Annotated in this window: 18 protein-coding genes and 3 pseudogenes; 10 read left to right on the forward strand and 11 right to left on the reverse strand. The window is 61.4% G+C overall.

The window, feature by feature from the left end:
• Positions 1 to 12: 12 nt before the first annotated feature.
• The gene (gene purE / locus ABIN98_RS17470) at positions 13 to 501 is read right to left on the reverse strand and encodes a 5-(carboxyamino)imidazole ribonucleotide mutase (protein ID WP_346911853.1); all 489 of its coding nucleotides are present in this window, start codon (positions 499 to 501) and stop codon (positions 13 to 15) included.
• Positions 502 to 591: 90 nt separating this feature from the next.
• Positions 592 to 798: a YdcH family protein gene (locus ABIN98_RS17475; RefSeq protein ID WP_190292045.1), complete on the reverse strand. Its 207-nt coding sequence runs from the start codon at positions 796 to 798 to the stop codon at positions 592 to 594.
• 328 nt (positions 799 to 1,126) lie between these two features.
• Between ABIN98_RS17475 and ABIN98_RS17480 the strand changes: the two genes are divergently transcribed.
• Entirely contained in the window at positions 1,127 to 1,306 is a 180-nt protein-coding gene (locus tag ABIN98_RS17480; RefSeq protein ID WP_346911854.1) for a DUF465 domain-containing protein, read from the forward strand.
• A 46-nt stretch (positions 1,307 to 1,352) separates the two neighbouring features.
• Here ABIN98_RS17480 and ABIN98_RS17485 read toward each other — a convergent pair whose 3' ends face one another.
• The 3 genes from ABIN98_RS17485 to ABIN98_RS17495 all read right to left on the reverse strand — a co-directional run bounded on the left by ABIN98_RS17485 (position 1,353) and on the right by ABIN98_RS17495 (position 4,634).
• On the reverse strand, positions 1,353 to 1,949 hold the full coding sequence (locus ABIN98_RS17485) for a hypothetical protein (protein WP_346911855.1): 597 nt from the start codon (positions 1,947 to 1,949) through the stop codon (positions 1,353 to 1,355).
• A 165-nt stretch (positions 1,950 to 2,114) separates the two neighbouring features.
• Positions 2,115 to 3,749 carry an acyl-CoA synthetase gene (locus ABIN98_RS17490; protein ID WP_346911856.1) on the reverse strand — a complete coding sequence of 545 codons (1,635 nt, stop codon included), beginning with the start codon at positions 3,747 to 3,749 and terminating at the stop codon, positions 2,115 to 2,117.
• Between the two features lie 120 nt (positions 3,750 to 3,869).
• Complete coding sequence (locus tag ABIN98_RS17495) at positions 3,870 to 4,634, reverse strand: sulfite exporter TauE/SafE family protein (protein WP_346911857.1); 765 nt, start codon at positions 4,632 to 4,634, stop codon at positions 3,870 to 3,872.
• A gap of 202 nt (positions 4,635 to 4,836) precedes the next feature.
• Between ABIN98_RS17495 and ABIN98_RS17500 the strand changes: the two genes are divergently transcribed.
• Positions 4,837 to 6,750 carry a propionyl-CoA synthetase gene (locus tag ABIN98_RS17500; protein ID WP_346911858.1) on the forward strand — a complete coding sequence of 638 codons (1,914 nt, stop codon included), beginning with the start codon at positions 4,837 to 4,839 and terminating at the stop codon, positions 6,748 to 6,750.
• A gap of 110 nt (positions 6,751 to 6,860) precedes the next feature.
• Entirely contained in the window at positions 6,861 to 7,652 is a 792-nt protein-coding gene (locus ABIN98_RS17505) for an SDR family oxidoreductase (RefSeq protein ID WP_346911859.1), read from the forward strand.
• Positions 7,653 to 7,691: 39 nt separating this feature from the next.
• Here the strand turns inward: ABIN98_RS17505 and ABIN98_RS17510 are convergent, their stop codons facing one another.
• On the reverse strand, positions 7,692 to 9,506 hold the full coding sequence (locus ABIN98_RS17510) for an ABC transporter transmembrane domain-containing protein (RefSeq protein WP_346911860.1): 1,815 nt from the start codon (positions 9,504 to 9,506) through the stop codon (positions 7,692 to 7,694).
• A gap of 251 nt (positions 9,507 to 9,757) precedes the next feature.
• On the opposite strand from ABIN98_RS17510, the gene rpmE reads away from it, so the two are divergent.
• On the forward strand, positions 9,758 to 9,982 hold the full coding sequence (gene rpmE, locus ABIN98_RS17515) for a 50S ribosomal protein L31 (protein WP_346911861.1): 225 nt from the start codon (positions 9,758 to 9,760) through the stop codon (positions 9,980 to 9,982).
• 179 nt (positions 9,983 to 10,161) lie between these two features.
• Here the strand turns inward: rpmE and ABIN98_RS17520 are convergent, their stop codons facing one another.
• Positions 10,162 to 10,701 carry a DUF1465 family protein gene (locus tag ABIN98_RS17520; RefSeq protein WP_346911862.1) on the reverse strand — a complete coding sequence of 180 codons (540 nt, stop codon included), beginning with the start codon at positions 10,699 to 10,701 and terminating at the stop codon, positions 10,162 to 10,164.
• 411 nt (positions 10,702 to 11,112) lie between these two features.
• Positions 11,113 to 11,319 carry a DUF1192 domain-containing protein gene (locus ABIN98_RS17525; RefSeq protein WP_346911863.1) on the reverse strand — a complete coding sequence of 69 codons (207 nt, stop codon included), beginning with the start codon at positions 11,317 to 11,319 and terminating at the stop codon, positions 11,113 to 11,115.
• A gap of 137 nt (positions 11,320 to 11,456) precedes the next feature.
• On the opposite strand from ABIN98_RS17525, the gene ABIN98_RS17530 reads away from it, so the two are divergent.
• Positions 11,457 to 12,458 (forward strand): NAD(P)H-quinone oxidoreductase, encoded by a 1,002-nt coding sequence (locus ABIN98_RS17530; protein ID WP_346911864.1) that lies wholly within the window; start codon positions 11,457 to 11,459, stop codon positions 12,456 to 12,458.
• A gap of 21 nt (positions 12,459 to 12,479) precedes the next feature.
• On the opposite strand, the gene ABIN98_RS17535 is transcribed toward ABIN98_RS17530, so the two are convergent.
• The gene (locus tag ABIN98_RS17535) at positions 12,480 to 13,226 is read right to left on the reverse strand and encodes an SDR family oxidoreductase (RefSeq protein WP_346911865.1); all 747 of its coding nucleotides are present in this window, start codon (positions 13,224 to 13,226) and stop codon (positions 12,480 to 12,482) included.
• Between the two features lie 249 nt (positions 13,227 to 13,475).
• On the opposite strand from ABIN98_RS17535, the gene ABIN98_RS17540 reads away from it, so the two are divergent.
• The 5 genes and pseudogenes from ABIN98_RS17540 to ABIN98_RS17560 all read left to right on the forward strand — a co-directional run bounded on the left by ABIN98_RS17540 (position 13,476) and on the right by ABIN98_RS17560 (position 19,505).
• Positions 13,476 to 14,237 (forward strand): cell cycle transcriptional regulator TrcR, encoded by a 762-nt coding sequence (locus ABIN98_RS17540; RefSeq protein WP_346911866.1) that lies wholly within the window; start codon positions 13,476 to 13,478, stop codon positions 14,235 to 14,237.
• A 205-nt stretch (positions 14,238 to 14,442) separates the two neighbouring features.
• Positions 14,443 to 15,051 (forward strand): TetR family transcriptional regulator, encoded by a 609-nt coding sequence (locus tag ABIN98_RS17545; RefSeq protein ID WP_346911867.1) that lies wholly within the window; start codon positions 14,443 to 14,445, stop codon positions 15,049 to 15,051.
• A gap of 83 nt (positions 15,052 to 15,134) precedes the next feature.
• Positions 15,135 to 16,349 carry an efflux RND transporter periplasmic adaptor subunit gene (locus ABIN98_RS17550; RefSeq protein ID WP_346911868.1) on the forward strand — a complete coding sequence of 405 codons (1,215 nt, stop codon included), beginning with the start codon at positions 15,135 to 15,137 and terminating at the stop codon, positions 16,347 to 16,349.
• Positions 16,350 to 16,405: 56 nt separating this feature from the next.
• Positions 16,406 to 17,044 (forward strand): annotated as a pseudogene (locus ABIN98_RS17555) (efflux RND transporter permease subunit); the annotation flags it as partial.
• 79 nt (positions 17,045 to 17,123) lie between these two features.
• Positions 17,124 to 19,505: an efflux RND transporter permease subunit gene (locus ABIN98_RS17560; protein WP_346911869.1), complete on the forward strand. Its 2,382-nt coding sequence runs from the start codon at positions 17,124 to 17,126 to the stop codon at positions 19,503 to 19,505.
• A gap of 114 nt (positions 19,506 to 19,619) precedes the next feature.
• Here the strand turns inward: ABIN98_RS17560 and ABIN98_RS17565 are convergent.
• Together ABIN98_RS17565 and ABIN98_RS17570 are read right to left on the reverse strand one after the other, a co-directional pair.
• A pseudogene (locus ABIN98_RS17565) lies at positions 19,620 to 19,869 on the reverse strand (DUF1272 domain-containing protein).
• 72 nt (positions 19,870 to 19,941) lie between these two features.
• Positions 19,942 to 20,494, reverse strand: a pseudogene (locus ABIN98_RS17570) (peptidoglycan-binding protein); the annotation flags it as partial.

Raw genomic sequence — 20,494 nt, forward strand, 5'->3', positions numbered from 1 at the left:
ACCTGCTTAAGCTCAGTCGTCGGAGGGCCGTTCGGCGACATCCGCGGTGCGCCCGGCGCGATAGGTGTCCAGGGCTTTCTCGATCTTCGGGTCGCTCAAGGCCAGGACCGCGGCGGTCAGAAGGGCCGCGTTGGTCGCTCCTGCCTTGCCGATCGCGAGTGTCCCGACCGGAATGCCGCCCGGCATCTGCACGATGGACAGGAGGCTGTCCTCGCCGGACAGGCTCTTGCTTTCGACCGGAACGCCGAAGACGGGCAGGGGGGTGAGCGCTGCGGTCATGCCCGGCAGGTGGGCAGCCCCGCCGGCGCCCGCGATGATCACCTTGAAGCCTTCGGCTTTCGCACCTTTCGCGAATTCGTACATCCGGTCCGGCGTGCGGTGCGCGGAAACGATGCGCGCGTCATAGGCGATCCCAAGCTGATCAAGGGTGTCGGCTGCATGTTTCATAGTCGGCCAATCGGACTGGCTTCCCATGATGATTGCAACGTCGGCTGCGGCCATATCGTGTGTCCTGACTTGATGGTGTCCGGAAAGGCGCGGAGTATAGGCAGCGGCCTTGCCGATGCAAGGCTGTTTTGAAGGAATGGCGGGTTAGGCGATGATGTCGGGAAAGAGCTGATCCTCGAGGGAGGAGATCCGGTCCTTGATCATGAGCTTCTTCTTTTTCAGCCGCTGAAGCTGGAGCGCATCGCAGTTTGCCGTGGCGGCCAATGCCTCCACGGCCACGTCGAGGTCGCGGTGTTCCTGGCGAAGCTGTGCCAGCTCTATTCTCAGTGCCTTTTCATCCGCTTCCGACATTGCACTCCCCCGACAAACGGTACGCCGGTGTTTCCTATTGCATAAAATCCCGTTTCGACAAGCATCTCGTTTCGAATGAAGGGAAAATAAGGCGGCGAGGCGTCACATACTGCCCTGTCATTCATAGCAAATCGCAGAAAATTCTGATGCGAATTGTCGCAAGAGAGCGCTATAATTTGGCCGTTGGATTAAGGTTTTCCTAGCTTTGTACCCAGGAATCACACGTTCGACGGCAAATCTTCGCTCTCGAACGTAAACGGCAATCGACAAGGCCCGATGGCCGTGGCACGATGACCTGGTTTGAGGCCAACAGACAGGAGGCAATTCCATGTCCATGCAGTCGCATCTAGCAGAACTTGAGCGCCGTCACGCAGCCCTGGAACGCAAGATCGAAAGTGCTCTCCTTCATCCGAGTACGGACTCCCTGGAATTGACCGATATGAAACGACAAAAGCTCAAGCTCAAGGACGAGATCGAGCGAATACGAAAAGACGAAACGCTTCACTGACGAAGCTTCCCGTTTCGAAAAACGCCGCGGATTTCCGCGGCGTTTTTTATTGTGCCCTCAGGAACCGGATAACCGCCGAAACCGGTTCCGCATCGTTGAAATAGAACCCGTGTGCTCCGAATGGACCGCAAGGATTGCGATCGGGCATTCCCGACATCGACATCCATACGAGCTTTGCCTTGCCACGGGACCAGGCCGCAAACGCGGACGCCTGGGCCGCGGGCGTCTGGCCGCAGCGGTCGCCACGATGATGAACCACAAGGGTATCGGGAAGGAGAGCCGGCGACATCAGGGTCTGCATGGCCTCTCCGTAATCGCCGGAAAGCATCACTGCCGCATCGACCTGCGCGCCCAGTGCCAAAGCGGCGGCAACCTGATTTGCGCCGCGGTCCACGCCGATCAGAAAGACCTTGCGTCTGTCGCTATGGCTATTCGCGGCGTTCGCCGCGGCACGCGGAATGGTAATCACCTTGGTGTCGAAGCCCGCCTGACGGAACAGGTTCCGATTGCGCATCACGAAATCACTGGAGACGGGGCCACCAGCACCCGGCATCAGGATCGCAAGGGGTTTCAGGCCCGTAAAGGCCAGCGCGGCCCCGGTCGAAGAGGACGTTGCGGCAATCAGCGCGAGAAAAAATGTCAAAACACGCAAGCGGTTCATTGCGGCGGACCTTCAGCCGTTCCCGAATGTAAGATCGATTTGCGTGTTTCGATAGATTCCCTGGCTTGCGCGCGGCGTGATCCCTGTCACATCTGACAGGGATTCAGCCATCGCGATTGAACTTGTGGTTTCCGAAAAGTTAACGGCTTACAGGGCCTTGGCCTGCTCCCGCAGGGCGAATTTCTGGATCTTGCCGGTTGATGTCTTGGGCAGTTCGCAGAAAACGATGGTCCGGGGGGCCTTGAAGCCGGCGAGATGTTCGCGAGCAAAGGCGATGATGTCCTCTTCGGTCACGGTCGCGCCCTCCCGTATCTCAACGAAGGCGCAGGGGGTTTCGCCCCATTTTTCGTCCGGCCGGGCGACGACGGCCGCGGCCTGGATGTCCGGGTGCTTGTAGAGCACGTCCTCCACTTCGATGGAGGAGATGTTCTCACCTCCGGAAATGATGATGTCCTTGGAGCGGTCCTTCAGCTGGATATAGCCGTCCGGGTGCAGAACGCCGAGGTCGCCGGAATGGAACCAGCCGCCGGCAAAGGCTTCATCAGTCGCCTGCGGGTTCTTCAGATACCCCTTCATGACCACATTGCCTTTGAACATGACTTCGCCGATTGTCCGGCCATCGGCCGGCACCGGCTCCATGGTGTTCGGATCGAGCACGGTCAGGCCTTCAAGGGCGACGTAGCGCACGCCCTGACGCGCCTTTTTGGCCGCCTGTTCGGCAGCGGGCAGGGCATCCCATTCGCCTTTCCACTCGTTGACGACGGCGGGCCCGTAGACTTCCGTCAGGCCGTAGAGATGGGTGACGTTGAAGCCTGCGTCCTTCATGGCGGCAAGCACGCTCTCCGGTGGCGGGGCGGCGGCGGTGAAGAACTCGATCACCCGGTCGAGGTCGCGCTTGTCGGCGGATGGAGCATTCAGAAGCGTCGACATGATGATCGGCGCGCCGCACAGGTGGGTCACGCCTTCGTCGGCGATCAGATCCCACATGGCCTTGGGCCGGACCCAGCGCAGGCAGACGTGCGTGCCGGCCACAACCGACAGCGACCACGGGAAACACCAGCCGTTGCAGTGAAACATCGGCAAGGTCCAGAGATAGACCGGATGCTTGGCCATGGAGGCGGTCAGGATGTTCGCCTGGGCCAGCAGATAGGCGCCGCGGTGGTGATAGACGACGCCCTTCGGGTTTCCGGTCGTGCCGGAGGTGTAATTCAGCGAAATGGCGTCCCATTCATCGTCGGGCAGGGACCAGGCGTAGTCCGGATCGCCGCCAGAAACGAAGTCGTCGTAGTCGAGCGTGCCGAGCCGCTCGCCCTCCTGCGGGAAGACCGGATCGGAATAGTCGATCACCACCGGTTTCACTGTTGCAAGGGCGAGTGCTTCCTTCATCACCGGGGCATATTCCCGGTCGGTGATCAGGACCTTCGTGTTTGCGTGATCGAGCTGGAAGGCAATGATGGCCGCATCCAGGCGGGTGTTGAGCGAATGCAGAACCGCTTTGGTCATGGGCACGCCGTAATGCGCCTCGATCATCGGCGGCACGTTGGACAGCATGACGGTGACCGTATCGTCCTTGCCGATGCCCAGCCGGCTCAAGGCCGACCCAAGCTGACGGCATCGGCTGTAAAGGGTCTTGTAGTCCAGGCGCTGCGATCCGTGGACGACGGCGATGTGGTCGGGAAACACATCCGCGGCCCGGTTGAGAAAGCTCAGCGGGCTGAGGGGCGCGTAATTGGCGGCATTCTTGTCGAGCCCAATAGAAAAGGGACTGGCGTTTGCGTCCATGATCGGTTCCTCCCGAAGATCGTTCTTGGAACCATCAAATCTCTATCGCCCGGTTTTTGCAACGGGTCCGTGCCCTAGCAATCTGGCTAATTGTGCAGTGCAGCAAATACGGTTGCCCGCTCAGGACAGGTACATGCCGATGCCGTCATAAACCAGCTTCACGCCGATGACGCCCATGAGCACGTAGATGATCCGGTAAAAGATCGCAGGGTTGATGACCCTGACCAGCCAGACCCCGGTCATGGTGGCGACCGGTGCGATCGGCAGCAGCACGGCCGAGGTCGTCAGGTTGGTCGTGTCGAACTGCCCTAGCATGAAATAGGGGACCAGTTTCAGGAAATTCAGCGTGGCGAAATAGATCGCTCCCGTTCCGGCGAAAAGCGTCGGCGCCAGCCGGAGCGGCACCATGTAGAGCTGGTAGGGCGGGCCGCCGGTGTGGCTGACGAAGCTGGTGAAGCCGGAAATCGCCCCCCAGAAATACCCCTTGGGCCTGTTGTGCTCGGCGGGGACATGGGCCTGCTTCCCCTTGTACAGGTAATTGGCCACGAAAAGCAGGGAGATCACACCGACCATCAGGGTGATGAATTCCTCGTGCACATAAGCGGCGGTGGCCCAGCCGATGCCGATCCCGACGATGCCGGCGGGCATGAGGATCATCAGGCTCCGGCGGTCGAAGGTGCCCCGGTAGGCGAACAGCGCTACCACATCCATGACGATCAGGATGGGCAGCATGATGCCGGCCCCCTGGATCGGGGAGATCACCAGCGCCATCAGCGGAACACCGAGCATGGCAAGCGTCCCGCCGAACCCTCCCTTCGACAAGCCGACCAGAAAGATCGCGGGGATGGCGGCGGCGTAAAACAACGGGTCGGAAATGGGGTGCATTAACGTGATCGGATCAGGTTCAAGAGGGGTGAGCGAGAGAAGCACGCAGAACCTGTCTACGTAAAGCCCCGATCCCTTCTAATGTCGTATTGGCCAAGGCCTTGCAACTATGGATGCTGTCGCGCACTGTTCTCTATAACCGCCGAGCCAGATATCAGGCGTGAGTTTTTTAGGCGGAAGTTTCTTGGGAGGAACGGGAAAAATGGCAAGCCGGTATGCTGAAACCTATCAGTCCTGGAAGAACGCGCCTCACAGGTTCTGGAAAGAGGCGGCCGAGGAGATCGACTGGTTCAAGACCGGGGACGAGTCGTTCGACGGCAGTTCCGGCCAGTACGGCCGCTGGTTTCCCGACTGGGAGTGCAACACCTGCTACAACTGCCTTGACCGTCATGTGGAGGGCGGCCGGGCCGATCAGCCGGCGCTGATCTACGACAGCCCGATCACCGGCACGGCCGCGACCTACACTTACAAGGAACTGCTGGACAGGGTGCAGGCCATGTCGGCGGTTCTGGCCGACAACGGCATCGGAAAGGGCGACCGGGTGATCATCTACATGCCGATGATCCCGGAAGCGGCGATGGCGATGCTCGCCTGCGTGCGGCTCGGCGCGATCCATTCCGTCGTGTTCGGCGGGTTCGCCGCCCATGAGCTGGCCACCCGGATCGATGACGCCACTCCCAAGGCGATCATCGCGGCGTCCTGCGGCATCGAGCCCGGACGGGTCATCGCCTACAAGCCGCTGATCGATTCGGCGATCGACCAGTCCTCGCACAAGCCGGATGCCTGTTTCGTCTTTCAGCGCGAACAGCAGGCGGCGGATCTGGTCGACGGCCGGGATCACGACCTCGGCGTGCTGATGGATGCGGCTCAATCGGCCGGTCGCACGGTCGACTGCGTCACGGTCAAGGCGACCGATCCACTCTACATTCTCTATACTTCCGGCACGACCGGCCAGCCCAAGGGGGTTGTGCGCGACAACGGCGGCCACATGGTTGCGTTGAAATGGTCGATGTCGAACCTTTACGACATCAAGCCGGGCGAGGTGTTCTGGGCCGCGTCCGATGTCGGTTGGGTCGTGGGCCACTCCTACATCGTCTATGCCCCGCTGCTGCATGGCTGCACGACCATCATGTTCGAGGGCAAGCCGGTCGGCACGCCCGACGCCGGCGTCTTCTGGCGGGTGATTTCCGAACACAACGTCGTCTCGCTCTTCACCGCGCCGACCGCCTTCCGCGCGATCCGCAAGGAGGATCCCGACGGCAAGCTGATGGGCCAGTACGACCTGTCGAATTTCCGGGCCCTGTTCCTGGCCGGCGAACGCGCCGATCCGGATACGGTCAACTGGGCGGCTGATCAGCTTCAGGTGCCGATCGTCGATCACTGGTGGCAGACGGAAACCGGCTGGTGCATCGTCGGCAATCCGCTCGGCCTCGGCCAGCTGCCGGTCAAGCCGGGATCGCCGACGGTTCCCATGCCCGGTTATGACGTCCAGATCCTGGACGATGCGGGCCATCCGCTGCCGGCGAACACGCTCGGCAATATCGTGATCAAGCTGCCGCTGCCGCCGGGATGCCTGCCGACACTGTGGAATGCGGAAAAGCGGTTCCACGACGCCTATCTCGCCGAATTCCCCGGCTATTACAAAACCTCCGACGCCGGGGTCATCGACGACGACGGTTATCTGTCGATCATGTCGCGCACGGACGACATCATCAACGTGGCGGGTCACAGGCTTTCCACCGGCGCCATGGAGGAGGTGCTCGCCACCCATCCGGCGGTGGCCGAATGCGCGGTGATCGGCATCGCCGACCAGTTGAAGGGACAACTGCCCTGCGGCTTCGTCGTGCTGAAGGCGGGCGTCGATCAGCCGCATGAGGAGATCGAGGCGGAACTGATCAAGCTGGTCCGGAACCAGATCGGTCCCGTGGCCGCGTTCAAACTGGCCATCACTGTGGAGCGTCTTCCCAAGACCCGGTCCGGCAAGATCCTGCGTGGAACCATGCGCCAGATCGCCGACGGGGAGAGCTACAAGATGCCGGCCACCATCGACGATCCGGCGATTCTCGATGAAATCTTCGGGGCAATGAAGGACCGCGGTCTCGGCGGTCCCAGCTGAACCGGGTAAAACTGGGGTGGCAAAGAAGCCATCGACATAGGGACAGGAGCCTCTTATGGTCGGGTCGCCGTTTCGGCGGCCCGTTCAATTAAATTGCCAAGAGGTTTTCAGTGTCCCTTGAGAACAAGGTTGCCATCGTCACGGGCGCAGCCCGCGGGATTGGCTATGCCGTCGCCAAGCGTTTCGTCATGGATGGAGCCAAAGTCGTCATCGCTGATGTCGACGACGAAGCCGGACAGAGCGCAGCCGAGGACCTGTCGGGCTTCGGCGAGGTGATCTACCTGCATTGCAATGTGGCCGAACGCCTGGACGTGCGCAATCTGGTGGCAGAGACGCTCAATGCGTTCGGCGATATCGATGTTCTGGTGAACAATGCCGGCGTTGTCGTCGGCTCGGATTTCCTGGAACTTGAGGAAGACGATTTCGACCGGGTGCTGTCGATCAACTTGAAGGGCGCGTTCCTGTGCTCCCAGGCGGTTGCCCGGCACATGGTGGAGAAGGTCGAAGGTGGCGGTACGCCAGGTGCGATCATCAACATGTCGTCGATCAACTCCGTCGTCGCAATCCCCAACCAGATCCCCTATTGCGTCTCCAAGGGTGGGATCAACCAACTGACCAAGGCGACGTCCCTGGCGCTGGCCCCGCATGGGATCCGGGTCAACGCAATCGGTCCGGGGTCGATCATGACGGACATGCTGGCGTCGGTGAACGACGATCCGGCTGCCCGGAACCGGATCCTCTCACGCACGCCCATGCTGCGCATCGGCGAGCCTTCGGAAATCGCCAGTGTCGCGGCGTTCCTGGCGTCCGCGGATGCAAGCTACGTGACCGGCCAGACGATCTATGCCGACGGCGGACGCCTGCCGCTCAACTATACGGTCGCAGTGCCCGACGAGGACTAAGACCGGGCTTCACAGTTGAAGAGATTGCCGCGCCCGCGCTCAGCCCGTCTGAGTCGCGGGCGCGGTTGTTTCGGGCCCATCCGTATTGAACTGCAGGCGGGCCAGCTTGGCGTAGAGCCCGTCTTGTACTGTGAGTTCGGCATGAGTTCCGGTTTCCACGATCCGGCCCGCCTCCATGACGATGATCCGGTCAGCCTTCAGAACCGTTGCGAGGCGATGGGCGATGACCAGTGTGGTGCGGCCCTGCATCAGTCCGTCCAGAGCATCCTGAACCAGCTTCTCGCTTTCCGCATCCAGCGCGCTGGTCGCTTCGTCGAGCAGAAGCACGGGTGCGTCCTTCAGGATGGCGCGGGCAATGGCGATGCGCTGGCGCTGTCCGCCCGACAGAGTAATGCCACGCTCGCCAACGGAAGTTTCATAGCCATCGGGCAAGTTGGTGATGAAGGTGTCCGCATGGGCAGCGGCCGCAGCCGCGACGATCTCGTTTCTGGAGGCATCCGGCCGGCCGTAGGCGATGTTTTCGGCAATGCTCGTTCCGAAAACAGCCGTGTCCTGGGGGACCAGCGAAATGGTGCGCCTCAGATCCTTCGGGTCGAGCGAACGCAGGTCGTGCCCGTCGAGGGTAATCTGTCCCGATTTCGGGTCGTAGAACCGCATCAGCAGGTGAAACAGCGTCGACTTGCCGGCTCCCGACGGCCCGACGACCGCGAGGGTTTCGCCCGGTTCGATGGTCAGGTTCACGTGGTTGAGGACCGGCATGTCCTTGGCGCCGTCATAGGCGAAGGACACATCGTTGAAGGCGATGGCGCCGGTCGGCCTGGCAGGCAGGGCAACGGGATTTGCCGGTGCTGCGATTTCCGGTTCGATGTCGAGAAGTTCGCTGAGGCGCTCCGCGGCGCCAGCCGCCTGGGACAGTTCCCCCCAGACCTCCGACAGGCTTGCCAGCGATCCGGCCGCCAGGATCGAATACAATAGAAACTGGCTCAAGGTACCGCCGGACATGCGGCCGGCCAGCACGTCGCTGGCGCCGATCCAAAGCACGGCGACCACGCTGGCCCCGATCACGAAGATGGCGAAGCCGGTCAGAACGGCCCGGGCCGCAGTCGCCAGCCGGGCGGCCCGGAAAGCGTTTTCGGCTGCATTGCGAAATTTGTCGGCTGCGTAGGTTTCGTGGGTGAAGGCCTGCAGGGTGCGGACCGCGCCCAGCATTTCAGATGCGTAGGCGGAGGCGGCGGCGAGCATGTCCTGCGCGGAGCGGGAGCGTTTGCGGACCGAGCGGCCAAAGCCCAACAGCGGCACCAGGATCACCGGGATGGCGAGGAGGACGATGACGGACAGGCGCGGACTGGTGACCACCATCATGATCGACGCGCCGATGAACATCAGCGTGTTGCGCATGGCAAGCGAAGCGCTGGCGCCGAAGGCGGACTTGATCTGGGTCGTGTCCGCGGTCAGGCGGGACAGGATCTCGCCCGATTTCGCCTGGTCGTAAAAACCGGGGCTGAGTGCGGTCATGTGTTCGAAGACATCCGCGCGGACCTCGGCGACGATCCGTTCGCCGATCCACATGACGAGGAAGTAGCGCACCCCGCTGGCGACCGCGAGGGCGGCCACCACGCCGAACAGCACGAAGAAATAGGTGTTGATCAGGGACGGGTTGTCGCCGGCAAAGCCGAAGTCGATCACGCGCCGGACCGCGGTGGGCAGGACGAGGGTGATGGCCGCGGCCGACACAAGCGCGACCAGGGCCGCGGCAGTCATCCTGCGATGCCGTTTGAGGTAGGGAAGGAGGCGGGTTAACGGGCGGAGGGACTTGCGGCTGCGGGACCTCTTTTCGGTGCTGTCACTGCTCACGGCTTTTCCCTCGCTGGCCGGCTTGTCCGTTTGTTCGTAGACTTGGAGGATCGCATCCTAAATGCCAAGGCTTAAATTGACTCCGGAATGCCGCTAACCCTCTTGTTTCGGACGGCGGCTTGGGGTATATCCCCGCCTCATGTTTATGGAAGGCTGCATCCATCCGGGATCGGCGGCCTTTTTGTTTCGTTTGTATCCGGGTATGGCGTTGAATGCGAAATGCCGGTTCCGGGTGCTTGAAAGGACCGGTCATGAAAGCGGATATCCATCCCGATTACCACACCATCAAGGTCGTCATGACCGATGGTACCGAATTCACCACCCGCTCCACCTATGGTGCGGAAGGCGATACCCTGCAGCTCGACATCGACCCGAATTCCCACCCGGCCTGGACCGGCGGAAACGCTCAGTTGATGGACCGCGGCGGCCGCGTGTCCCGCTTCAAGAACAAGTACGCAGGCTTCCTGGGCTCCTGATCCCCGGCTCGACTGCAGTATTTTCGAAAACCCGGCCTCGTGCCGGGTTTTTTGTTTGTCGAAGCTCAGGCTTCGAAAGAGCGCAAAAAAAGGCCGCCCATAAGGGCGGCTGAAAAAGTCTGGAAGCTGTCAAAGCCGGAAAGCCACTGGATGTGAAATGGCCCCGGCCGGGACTGCGTTCAGCCGATACGGCCGAAAGCGGCATGAAGCTTGTTCAAATGGGCTTCGACCGGATTGGAGGGTGTTTCCTCCGTACTGGTTTCGTCGCTGGTGCGATAAAGCATCTGATCGAGATGGACGATGCGTTCCTGAAGCCGGACGGAACGGGAAACGAGGTCCCTCAGGGTTTCCGGCATGTCGGTCCACGACGGGCTGTCGACCGGGCTGCTGAGTTTTTCCAGGCGAACCCGGTTCTTGTCGCTGCCGGCCTGCTCGCGGGACATTTCGCCTTCGTTGACGGCACGCTGCAGGAGCAGCCACGATGCAAGCTGCATCAGGCGGGTGGTCAGCCGCATCGATTCGGTGGCATAGGCGAGTGAGGCTGGGCGCGGCAGCAGCTTGGCTTCGGCACGGCCGTCGCCGTCGAGATAGAGCGCGGTTTCCTCGACCAGAGACATGCCCTCTTCAAACAGGCTCTGAAAATTGTCGGAAGATGCGAGCCGGTTGGCAATATGCACCATTTCGGGTGCGGTGTTGCGGGTGGGGGTCTCATCCGTCATCGATCGGTACGCCTTTGTTACTTCTGCTTCACCTGCCCGTGTGCCTTTTCGGGAAACGTCTCCGCGAAAGAAGTGCCTCAAAGCGGAACTGTTTCACTTCGAGACGAATTGGGCTTCTGCCGGGAATCTTTGCAACACACGTGCCAATCGGCCCCACCAGGCCTGTCGGCGACAGTCGGCAGCAATGATAGCGCGTGGGATGACCAAAAAAAAGAGCCGCAAAAATGCGGCTCTGAGTCTTTAACAGGGAGGCGTCAAACAGAGTGGACAGGAGCCACTCAAGATCCAGATGACTGGATAACTCTGTTTATACTTTGGAAAGATTAATAAGGCGTAAACGACTAAATTTTTACCTATTCAGATGACCCAAAGTAGGACTGTTTTATATTGATCGGAAAGCTGTCATAAAAATTACGTACTCGGCTTTCCGAATAAAGACTCTGCTTCATTGCGAATATTACTACGGTTCGACAAAGTCTCTTTTGTGCGAGTGATTTCCTGTTCCAGTTCAACAATCCGCTCAGCCAGTTCGGATTCCGATAATGTGCTGAGATCCTGTCCCACAATGATCTGGGACCCTCGCGGTTTCTTCGGGGTGTCGTCGTCAAAAAGGCTCACGGTTCTGCTCCTTTCCGCTGGCTGCGGCCATCGATGGAAAGGGGGAATTTATCCTCCAAAACCGACATTGTCAGCTTTGGCCGGGCGGGCTAAACCCCAATGGATATTTATGAGACCGTGACCTCGGGAGATTGAGCATGACTGACCTACCGGCAAAAATGACCGCCATGGCGATTTCCGAACCGGGCGGTCCGGAGGTTCTGGTGCCGCAAGAGCGCCCGCTGCCGGAGCCGGCCGAAGGAGAGATCCTGATCAAGGTGGAAGCGGCAGGTGTGAACCGGCCCGACGTGCAGCAGCGCAAGGGTGCCTATCCGCCGCCCAAAGGGGCCTCGGACCTTCCGGGGCTGGAAGTGGCCGGCACGGTCGTCGCGCGCGGCGAGGGCGCCGTGATGCATGAGCTCGGTGACAGGGTGACGGCGCTCGCCCCCGGCGGCGGCTACGCGCAATACTGCAAGGTGCCGGAAGCCCATGCGCTTGCCGTACCGAACGGACTGTCGATGCTGCAGGCAGCGGCCTTGCCGGAAACCTTTTTCACCGTCTGGAGCAACGTGTTCGACCGGGTCGGCCTGAAGCCCGGCGAGCGGTTTCTGGTTCATGGCGGGACGTCGGGGATCGGCACGACCGCCATTCAGCTCGCCAAGGCGTTCGGATCGGAGGTGTTCACCACCGTCGGATCGGATGAAAAGGCGGAAGCCGTCCGGGCGCTGGGCGCCGATCACGTCATCAACTACAAGACCGAAGATTTCGTCGAGGTCATCAAGGACCTGACCGACGGTGACGGCGTGCATGTCATCCTGGATATGGTCGGCGGCGACTATGTGGAGAAAAACTGGATCGTGGCGGCGGTGGAAGGCCGCATCTGCCAGATCGCCACTTTGGGCGGCGTTTCCGAGAAGCTGAATTTCGGTCGGCTGATGATGAAGCGGCTCACCCACACCGGTTCCACCCTGCGTCCGCGCGACAACGCCTTCAAGGCCGCGATCGCACGGAACCTGGAAGAAAAGGTCTGGCCGCTGATCGAGGCCGGAAAGATCGGTCCGGTGATGGATTCGACCTTTCCGCTGCTTGAGGCGGCCGACGCCCATCGGCGGATGGAAAGCTCCGGCCATATCGGCAAGATCATGCTCGAGGTGAACTGATCCGGCTGCTGGAAATTATTACTATCGCCTGAGCGCGGGTAGGCCGATGCCGGTGGCCTCGAAGCCGCCGTCCGCGCACAGTAACTGGCCGGTGATGTAGCTCGCCTCTTCCGAGAGGAGGAACACGATGGCGTTGCCGATTTCCTTTTCCGTCCCGTAGCGGTTGAGCGGGATGGCGTCGTGATAGGCTTCGCGGATTTCCTGGGTGTGCACGGCGAGTGCCAGCTTGGTGTTCACCGGTCCGGGCGCCACGACGTTGGCGCGTATGCCGAATTCGCCGAGTTCCGCGGCCTGTTGCAGGGTGAGCTGGATGACGGCGGCCTTCGAGGTGCCGTAGGCGACGCGCAGGGTGCTGGCGCGCAGGCCTGAGATCGAGGCGATGTTCACGATCGCACCCTTGCCGGCGATCAGCAGATCCGTCGCCGCCTGGGTCATCAGGAAGACGCCGTCGAGGTTGGTCTTCATCACCGTTCGCCAGCGGTCGAAGGTGGTTTCTCGGATCGGGCCGAAGTCGGCGACGCCGGCGTTGTTTACCAGCCCTTCGAGGCGGCCATGGGTTTTCGCCACATCGGCGAAACAGCGCTCGACCTGTTCCGGGTCGGAGACGTCCATGACGATGGCCTGAACGTTGTCGAGGGGCGCGGAGGCCTTCATCAGTTCCTCGCCGTCGATATCCACCATGAGGACCTGCCAGCCCTTGTCCAGAAGGAGCTGTGTCGTGGCCAGTCCGATACCGCGCGCGGCGCCTGTCACAAGCGCTGTTTTCATTGTGATCCTCCCGATCCGGTCTCCGTTCCAAGGAGACTCGCTTCTTTCATCCTACGGCCGCTGCAAGAGCATTCAAGGCCGGAAACGGGCAATAACGTCCTGCTTTTTATGAGACATTTATCCGGCACAGGACGGATTTGCTTTTGACCGCTGCTCGCCTTATATTCACGGTCAATTCCCATTCAATTCAGATGGACCACTGCTTTTTCGCCCCGCCGGGCGAGGGAGCCGACAGGAGGAATTTAACCGATGGCGAATACGCCGCTGATGCCGAAGGCCACCGCCGTCTGGCTCGTCGACAATACATCCTTGAGCTTCACGCAGATTGCGTCCTTCTGCAAACTGCACCCGCTTGAGGTGAAGGCTATTGCCGACGGCGAGGCCGCGCAGGGCATCAAGGGTCTCGACCCCATCCTGACCGGGCAGCTGACCCGGGAAGAAGTGGAGAAGGCGCAGAACGATCCGAACCATCAGCTGAAGTTGCAGGGCTCCAAGGTCGTCGTGCCGGAAGCCAAGCGCAAGGGACCGCGTTACACGCCGGTGTCCCGCCGCCAGGACCGCCCGAACGCGATTCTGTGGCTGGTGCGCAATCATCCGGAACTCAAGGATGCCCAGATCATGCGTCTGGTCGGCACCACCAAGCCGACGATTGCGGCCATCCGCGACCGGACCCACTGGAACTCGGCCAACCTGGTTCCTTCCGATCCGGTCACCCTCGGACTGTGCAGCCAGCTTGAACTCGACATGGAAGTTGAAAAGGCCGCCAAGAACGCACCGCCGCGTCCGGAAGGCGAAGTCGTCGAAACGCTGATGCCGGTGGAAGAATCCACCAGCGAAGAAGCGCTCGCAGCTGCTTTCTCCATGGATACGAGCAAGCCGATCGCACGGGAAGAGGAAGAAGAATTCGACGCGGATGCCGTCTTCGCGAAGCTGAATTCGCTGAAGGGCGACGATGCCGGCAACGACAACGCCGGCAATGAGGGCGACGACGAGGACGACAGCAAGGCCTGATCACAGGTTCTTACCGTCCAACTTGTCGTGACGAAAACGGGCTGTCGCTTCCTGCGGCAGCCTTTTTCTTTGCCTTTCAGCCTGAGGCCGCGCAGCCCTCCGGCTCCGGGATCCGATCCGGGCCCTCCTCAGCAAGAAACAAAAAAACTTTACATACATACAAGAATGTATGTATAAGAAATGCTGCAGTGCACAGGAGCGTTTGATGAGAAAGACAGCGGAAGACGCGGAAAGGACGCGCCTATCGATCCTTGATGCCGCGGAGCTGCTGTTCCTCGAAAACGGCATCGCTCACACGACGCTTGAGCGAATTTCGCGCGCAGCAGGTGTGACCCGCGGCGCATTCTATTGGCATTTTAAGGATAAATCCGAACTCCTTCGCGCGCTGCAGGAGCGGTCCGATCCTCCGCAGGCAGCGATGCTGCGTGTTGCCGCCGAACAGTCGCATGGGGACCCGCTTCAGCTTCTGGAAACGGCAAGCTGCGAGTTCCTGCAGGAGGTCGAAGGCGACGTCCATCTTCAGCACATGATTGAAATCATGTCTTCCAATCCGCACGCCGGCGAGGACATGGCCCTGTTTGCGGAAACAAATACGGAAATGCACGAAGTCCTGTCCAAGATCAGCAGGCGCGCTCAGGACCTTGGACAACTGAATCCCGATTTCACCCCTTCGGAGGCAGCGATCGCCCTGATGTCGATGGTGAACGGCCTGCTCTCGGAGTGGCTCCGGTCAAACAAGTGCTTCAAGCTTCAGGAAGTGGGCGCGAAGCTGATCCGCTACCAGATCAACACCTTGAAGGTGCCGCCCACCTGATCACCGCCCTGTCTCCCGAATATCGCAGATACGCGAGTAACCGGCCTCCCCATCCCCGGACCCGCATTCATGACCCAGGTAAAATGATGAAAAACAAAAAGAAATACGCGATTTTTAGCACCTCCCTCGTCGCATTGGCGCTCAGCCTCGCGCCAGTCACGGCGCATGCACAGCAGCGCCCGGCCCCGTCGGTCACCGTCCTTACCGCGAAATCGACCGACTACACGCCGACCTCCCGCCTGCCGGGCCGTATCAAGGCGTCGACGATTTCCGAGGTCCGGCCGCAGGTCTCCGGCGTGATCAACGAACGGCTGTTCGAGGAAGGGGCTGAGGTCAAGAAGGGTCAGGAGCTCTACTCCATCGAGAGCAACGTCTATGCCGCGACCGTGGCCGCGGCGAAGGCCTCCGTTGCTCAGGCCCAGGCGAATTACGACCTGGCGAAGTCCGATGCGAAACGGGCGGAAAACCTCTTTTCCACCCGTGTCGGGTCCGAGGCCAGCCGGGACACCGCAGTCGCCACCCGCGACGCGGCTTTCGCGTCGCTTCAGGCCGCGGAAGCCCAGCTCGACAAGGCCCAGATCGATCTGGACCGTACGACGATCAGGGCGCAGATTTCCGGCGTGATCGGCCTGTCCGACACCACCATCGGTGCGTTGGTCAGCGCCGAGCAGACCGATCCGCTCACCACCATCCGCACGCTCGATCCCATCTACGTGGATGTAACCCAGTCGGTGAACGATCTGCTGAAATGGCATTCCAGCGAAGACCAGCGCAAGCGGCTCGACGAGGCCGAAATCAGGATGCTCCTGCCGAACGGCAAAACTTATTCCGAGATCGGTCATCTGCAGGCTGCCGAGCCACGGGTCGAGCCGACGACGGGCATGGTAACGCTGCGGATCACGTTCCCGAACCCGCAGCACATGCTGTTGCCGGGCCTCTACGTTGAAGTCCTGCTGCCGGAAGGCGACACCCAAAAAACCGTTCTGGTTCCGCAAAGTGCCGTCATGCGCGACACCGACGGCACGGCAAACGTCTGGATTGTCGATGGCGGCAAGATCGCCAAACGCTCCATTGAAATTTCCGGCTCGGAAGGAAACCAGTGGGTCGTCTCGTCCGGTCTGAACGAAGGCGACCAGATCGTCACGTCCGGCTTCCAGAAGGCCCAGGTCGGCGCCGAAGTCCAGATCGCCCCAGACGCTGCTTCGGGCGCTGCTTCGGGCGCTGCTTCGGGCGCTGCTTCGGGCGCTGCTTCGGACAGCTCTTCCGAACAGGCTGGTGCCGCGGAAAGTGAACAATAATGTCTCAGTTCTTCATCGGGCGCCCGATCTTCGCCTGGGTTCTCGCGATCATCGTGATGGCCGCGGGCGTGATTTCCATCATGGGATTGCCCATTTCCCAGTATCCGTCAATCGCCGGACCTTCGGTCGTCATCAGCGCGACCTATCCCGGCGCTTCGGCGGAAACCGTCTCGGACACGGTGGTCCAGCAGATCGAGAAGGAGATGACCGGCCTGGATGGCCTGCGCTATATCAATTCCTCGACCACCTCCACCGGCGGGGCAAGCATCACCCTGACCTTCGAGCTGGGCACGGATCCGGATATCGCTCAGGTCCAGGTGCAGAACAAGCTGGCACAGGCAGAGGCCGGCCTTCCTTCCGTCGTCACCCAGCAGGGTGTTACCGTGGAGAAGTCGGCTACCGGCTTTCTGATGGTGATCGCCCTGATCTCCGAGGACGACAGCCGGTCCGGAGTCGATCTGTCCGACTACATCAACTCCTATGTCGTGGAGCCCATTTCGCGTGTCTCAGGCGTCGGTTCGGTTACGGTCTTCGGCTCCGAATACGCCATGCGGATCTGGCTCGATCCCCAGAAGCTGAAGTACTACGGCCTGTCGCCTTCCGATGTCACGTCTGCGGTCAGTGCCCAGAATGCCCAGATTTCCGCCGGTTCCTTCGGGGCCATGCCGGCGCCTAAGGGACAGCTTCTGAACGCAACCATCACCGCGCAATCCCTGCTCCAGACGCCGGAGGATTTCGAACGCATCGTGCTGCGAGGCGGATACAGACGGCGGGTTGGTTCTCCTGCGGGACGTCGCCCGCATCGAACTCGGTTCCGAAAACTACGAACTTGCCACCTATATGGACGGCAAGGAATCCACCGGCATGGCCATCCAGCTCGCTTCCGGTGCCAATGCGCTGGAGACGTCCAGGCTGGTCAAGGCGAAGGTGGAGGAACTCTCCCAGACATTTCCGGCGGGTGTGAGCTACGCCATTCCTTATGACACCACGCCCTTCGTCGAACTGTCGATCGAAGCCGTCGTGCATACGCTGATCGAGGCCATCGTTCTGGTGGTCTTCGTGATGCTGCTGTTCCTGCACAACTTCCGCGCCACTTTGATCCCCACCCTGGCGGTGCCGGTGGTGCTGCTGGGCACCTTCGGCATCATGGCGCTGCTCGGGTTCACCATCAATTCGCTGACCATGCTCGCCATGGTCCTGGCCATCGGCCTTCTCGTGGACGATGCCATCGTGGTGGTCGAGAACGTCGAGCGGCTGATGCGGGATGAGCATCTGTCTCCGCGCGAGGCGACCAAGAAGTCGATGGGTGAAATCACCGGTGCCCTTGTCGGCATCGGCATCGTGGTTTCCGCCGTCTTCGTGCCCATGGCCTTCTTCGGCGGCTCGACCGGGGAGATGTACAAGCAGTTCGCCGTAACCATCGTTTCGGCCATGGGGCTGTCGGTGCTGGTGGCACTGATCTTCACGCCGGCGCTTTGCGCAACCATCCTCAAGGCCCACTCCGAATCGAACACGGGTGTAATCGGGCGGCTTGCGAGGTCCTTCGGGACCGGTTTCGAGGCCGCCTTCGGGCGTCTGACCTCGGGCTATCTCGCGATTGTCCGTGGCGCGACGAAGCGCATTGTGCGGATGCTGCTCATCTTCGCGGTTCTGGTCGGCGGCATGGTCTTCCTGTATCAGCGCACACCCACTTCCTTCCTGCCTGATGAGGATCAGGGCGCCGTCCTTGTCATTGTCGAACTCCCCTCCGGGTCCACAGCAGAGGCAACGGAAGCTGTCCTCGACAAGGTTCAGAAGTACTGGCGCAGTGCGGAGGCGGACAACGTCTCCTCCATCTTCGCCGTCCGTGGCTTCTCCTTTGCCGGACAGGGCCAGAACATGGGCATGATGTTCGTCAAGCTGAAGGACTGGTCCGAACGGACCGATCCGCAGAACTCGGTGATGGCCATTGCCGGGCGGGCCTATGGTCCGCTGCTTGGCGGCATCCGGGAAGCGATTGTCGTGCCGATCGTCCCACCGGCGGTGATGGAACTTGGCACGTCCAACGGGTTCAGCGCCGTCCTTCAGGCCACCGCCGGTCAGTCGCACGAGGACCTGCTGGCGGCCCGTAACATGTTGCTCGGACTGGCGTCGCAAGACCCGCGCCTGACAGCCGTGCGTCCCAGCGGCGTCGCGGATGCCCCGCAGTTCCGCCTGAACATCGACTGGGCCAAGGCGGGCGCCGTCGGCGTGTCGGCCGCCGATGTGGGCACCTTCATGACGACCGTGTGGTCGAGTAGCTACATCAACGACTTCCTCTACCAGGGACGGATGAAGCAGGTCGTGGTCCAGGGCGAACCGTCCGCTCGCTCCGTTCCGGAAGACATCAGCCTGTGGCGGATCAAGAACGAGAACGGCGACTTCGTCGATTTCTCGACCTTCTCCACCCAGGAATGGGTCTACGGACCGCAGCAGGTCAACCGTTACGATGCGCTGCCTTCCATGAACATCGAAGGATCCGCCGCCGATGGCTATACGTCCGGTGACGCGATCGCCGTCATGGAAGAGCTGGCCCGACAACTTCCGCCGGGTTTCAAGCTGGCGTGGACAGGCATGTCGCTGGAGGAAAAGGAAGCCGGTGCCGGCGCCATGCTGCTCTACGGGCTGGCACTTTCCGCCGTTTTCCTGTGTCTGGCGGCACTTTACGAAAGCTGGACGATCCCGATCTCGGTGTTGCTGGCAATGCCCGTCGGCATCCTCGGCGCGCTCATCGGCGCGCAGATCGGCAACCAGTCGAACGGCGTCTACTTCCAGGTGGGTCTGCTCACCGTGGTCGCCCTGACGGGCAAGAACGGCATCATGATCGTGGAGTTCGCACGTGACCGCATGACGGCTCTCGGCGAAACCGCGCTGGAAGCGGCGCGCGAGGCCGCACGCCTACGCTTCCGCCCGATCCTGATGACCTCGCTGGCCTTCGGTCTGGGGGTCGTGCCGCTGGTCCTCTCCAGTGGCGCGGGCGCCGGCGCACGCCAGGCGATCGGTTACGCCGTTCTGTTCGGAACGATTACCGGCACGGCGCTGGCCATCGTCTTCGTGCCCGTCTTCTTCGTCTCCGTGATGTGGCTTTTCTCGCGCCGCAAGACCGCAGCGGGTGCCGCGGAAGCATCGGCGAGCTGACGTGAAACCTCTTTCCTGCCGGGGTTTATCTCCGGCAGGAACCCGGCAAGGCCGCAGGGGAGACGTTCCGAATTTCGGCTGCCGCTTTTTTGCGGCAGCCTTTTTATTGGTCCGTCAGCCTGTCGCCGCGCAGCCTTCCGGCTTCAGCACCCGTTTCGTGGACGCCGGATAGCGCAGCAGTTTTTCCGCGGGCCGGATCGGCCGGGCGACGAGATTGCCGCCGCAGTTCGGGCATTGGCTGTTCAACACTCCTTTCGCGCAGTTGCGGCAGAAGGTGCAATTCGAACGTGCAGATCATGGCATCCGGGGCCTCCGGAGGCAGATCCCTGTCACAGCACTCGCAGTTCGGGCGCAATTCAAGCATGGCTGGCTCTCCCGGTCATTTGACTGGAAAGAGTGTAGCCCGGCGAGGGGGAGTCACAAATGGGAGATTTGCTCAGCGCTCGGTCAGTTTGAGTTCGATGCGCCGGTTGCGTGCCAAGGCTTCCGGGGTGTCGCCTTCTTCCAGAGGCTGGAATTCGCCGAAGCCGGCCGCCACCAGGCGCTTGGGATTGACGCCGCGTTCGATCAGGTAGCGGACCACCGAAATGGCGCGGGCTGCGGACAGTTCCCAGTTGTTGCGGAGCCGGCCCGTTCCCGAAAGCGGCCGGGCGTCCGTGTGGCCGTCGACCCCTGAGAACCCAGTTGATCTCGTCGGGGATCTGCAGGCTGAGTTCCTGGATCGCGTCGGCGAGCTTGTCGAGCTCGCCCTTGCCGTCCGGGTTGATCTCTTCGGAGCCGGAGGAAAACAGGACTTCCGACTGGAAGACGAAGCGGTCGCCGACGACCCGGATATCGGAGCGCTGCGACAGGATCTCGCGCAGGCGGCCGAAGAAGTCGGAGCGGTAACGCGACAGTTCCTGGACCCGCTGGACCAGGGCGGCGTTTAGACGCCGGCCGAGGCTCGCGATCTTGGCCTGGCTTTCGCTTTCCTTGGCCTCTGAAGCTTC

Origin of the sequence: uncultured Roseibium sp. (assembly GCF_963675095.2) — a bacterium.
GTDB lineage: Bacteria > Pseudomonadota > Alphaproteobacteria > Rhizobiales > Stappiaceae > Roseibium.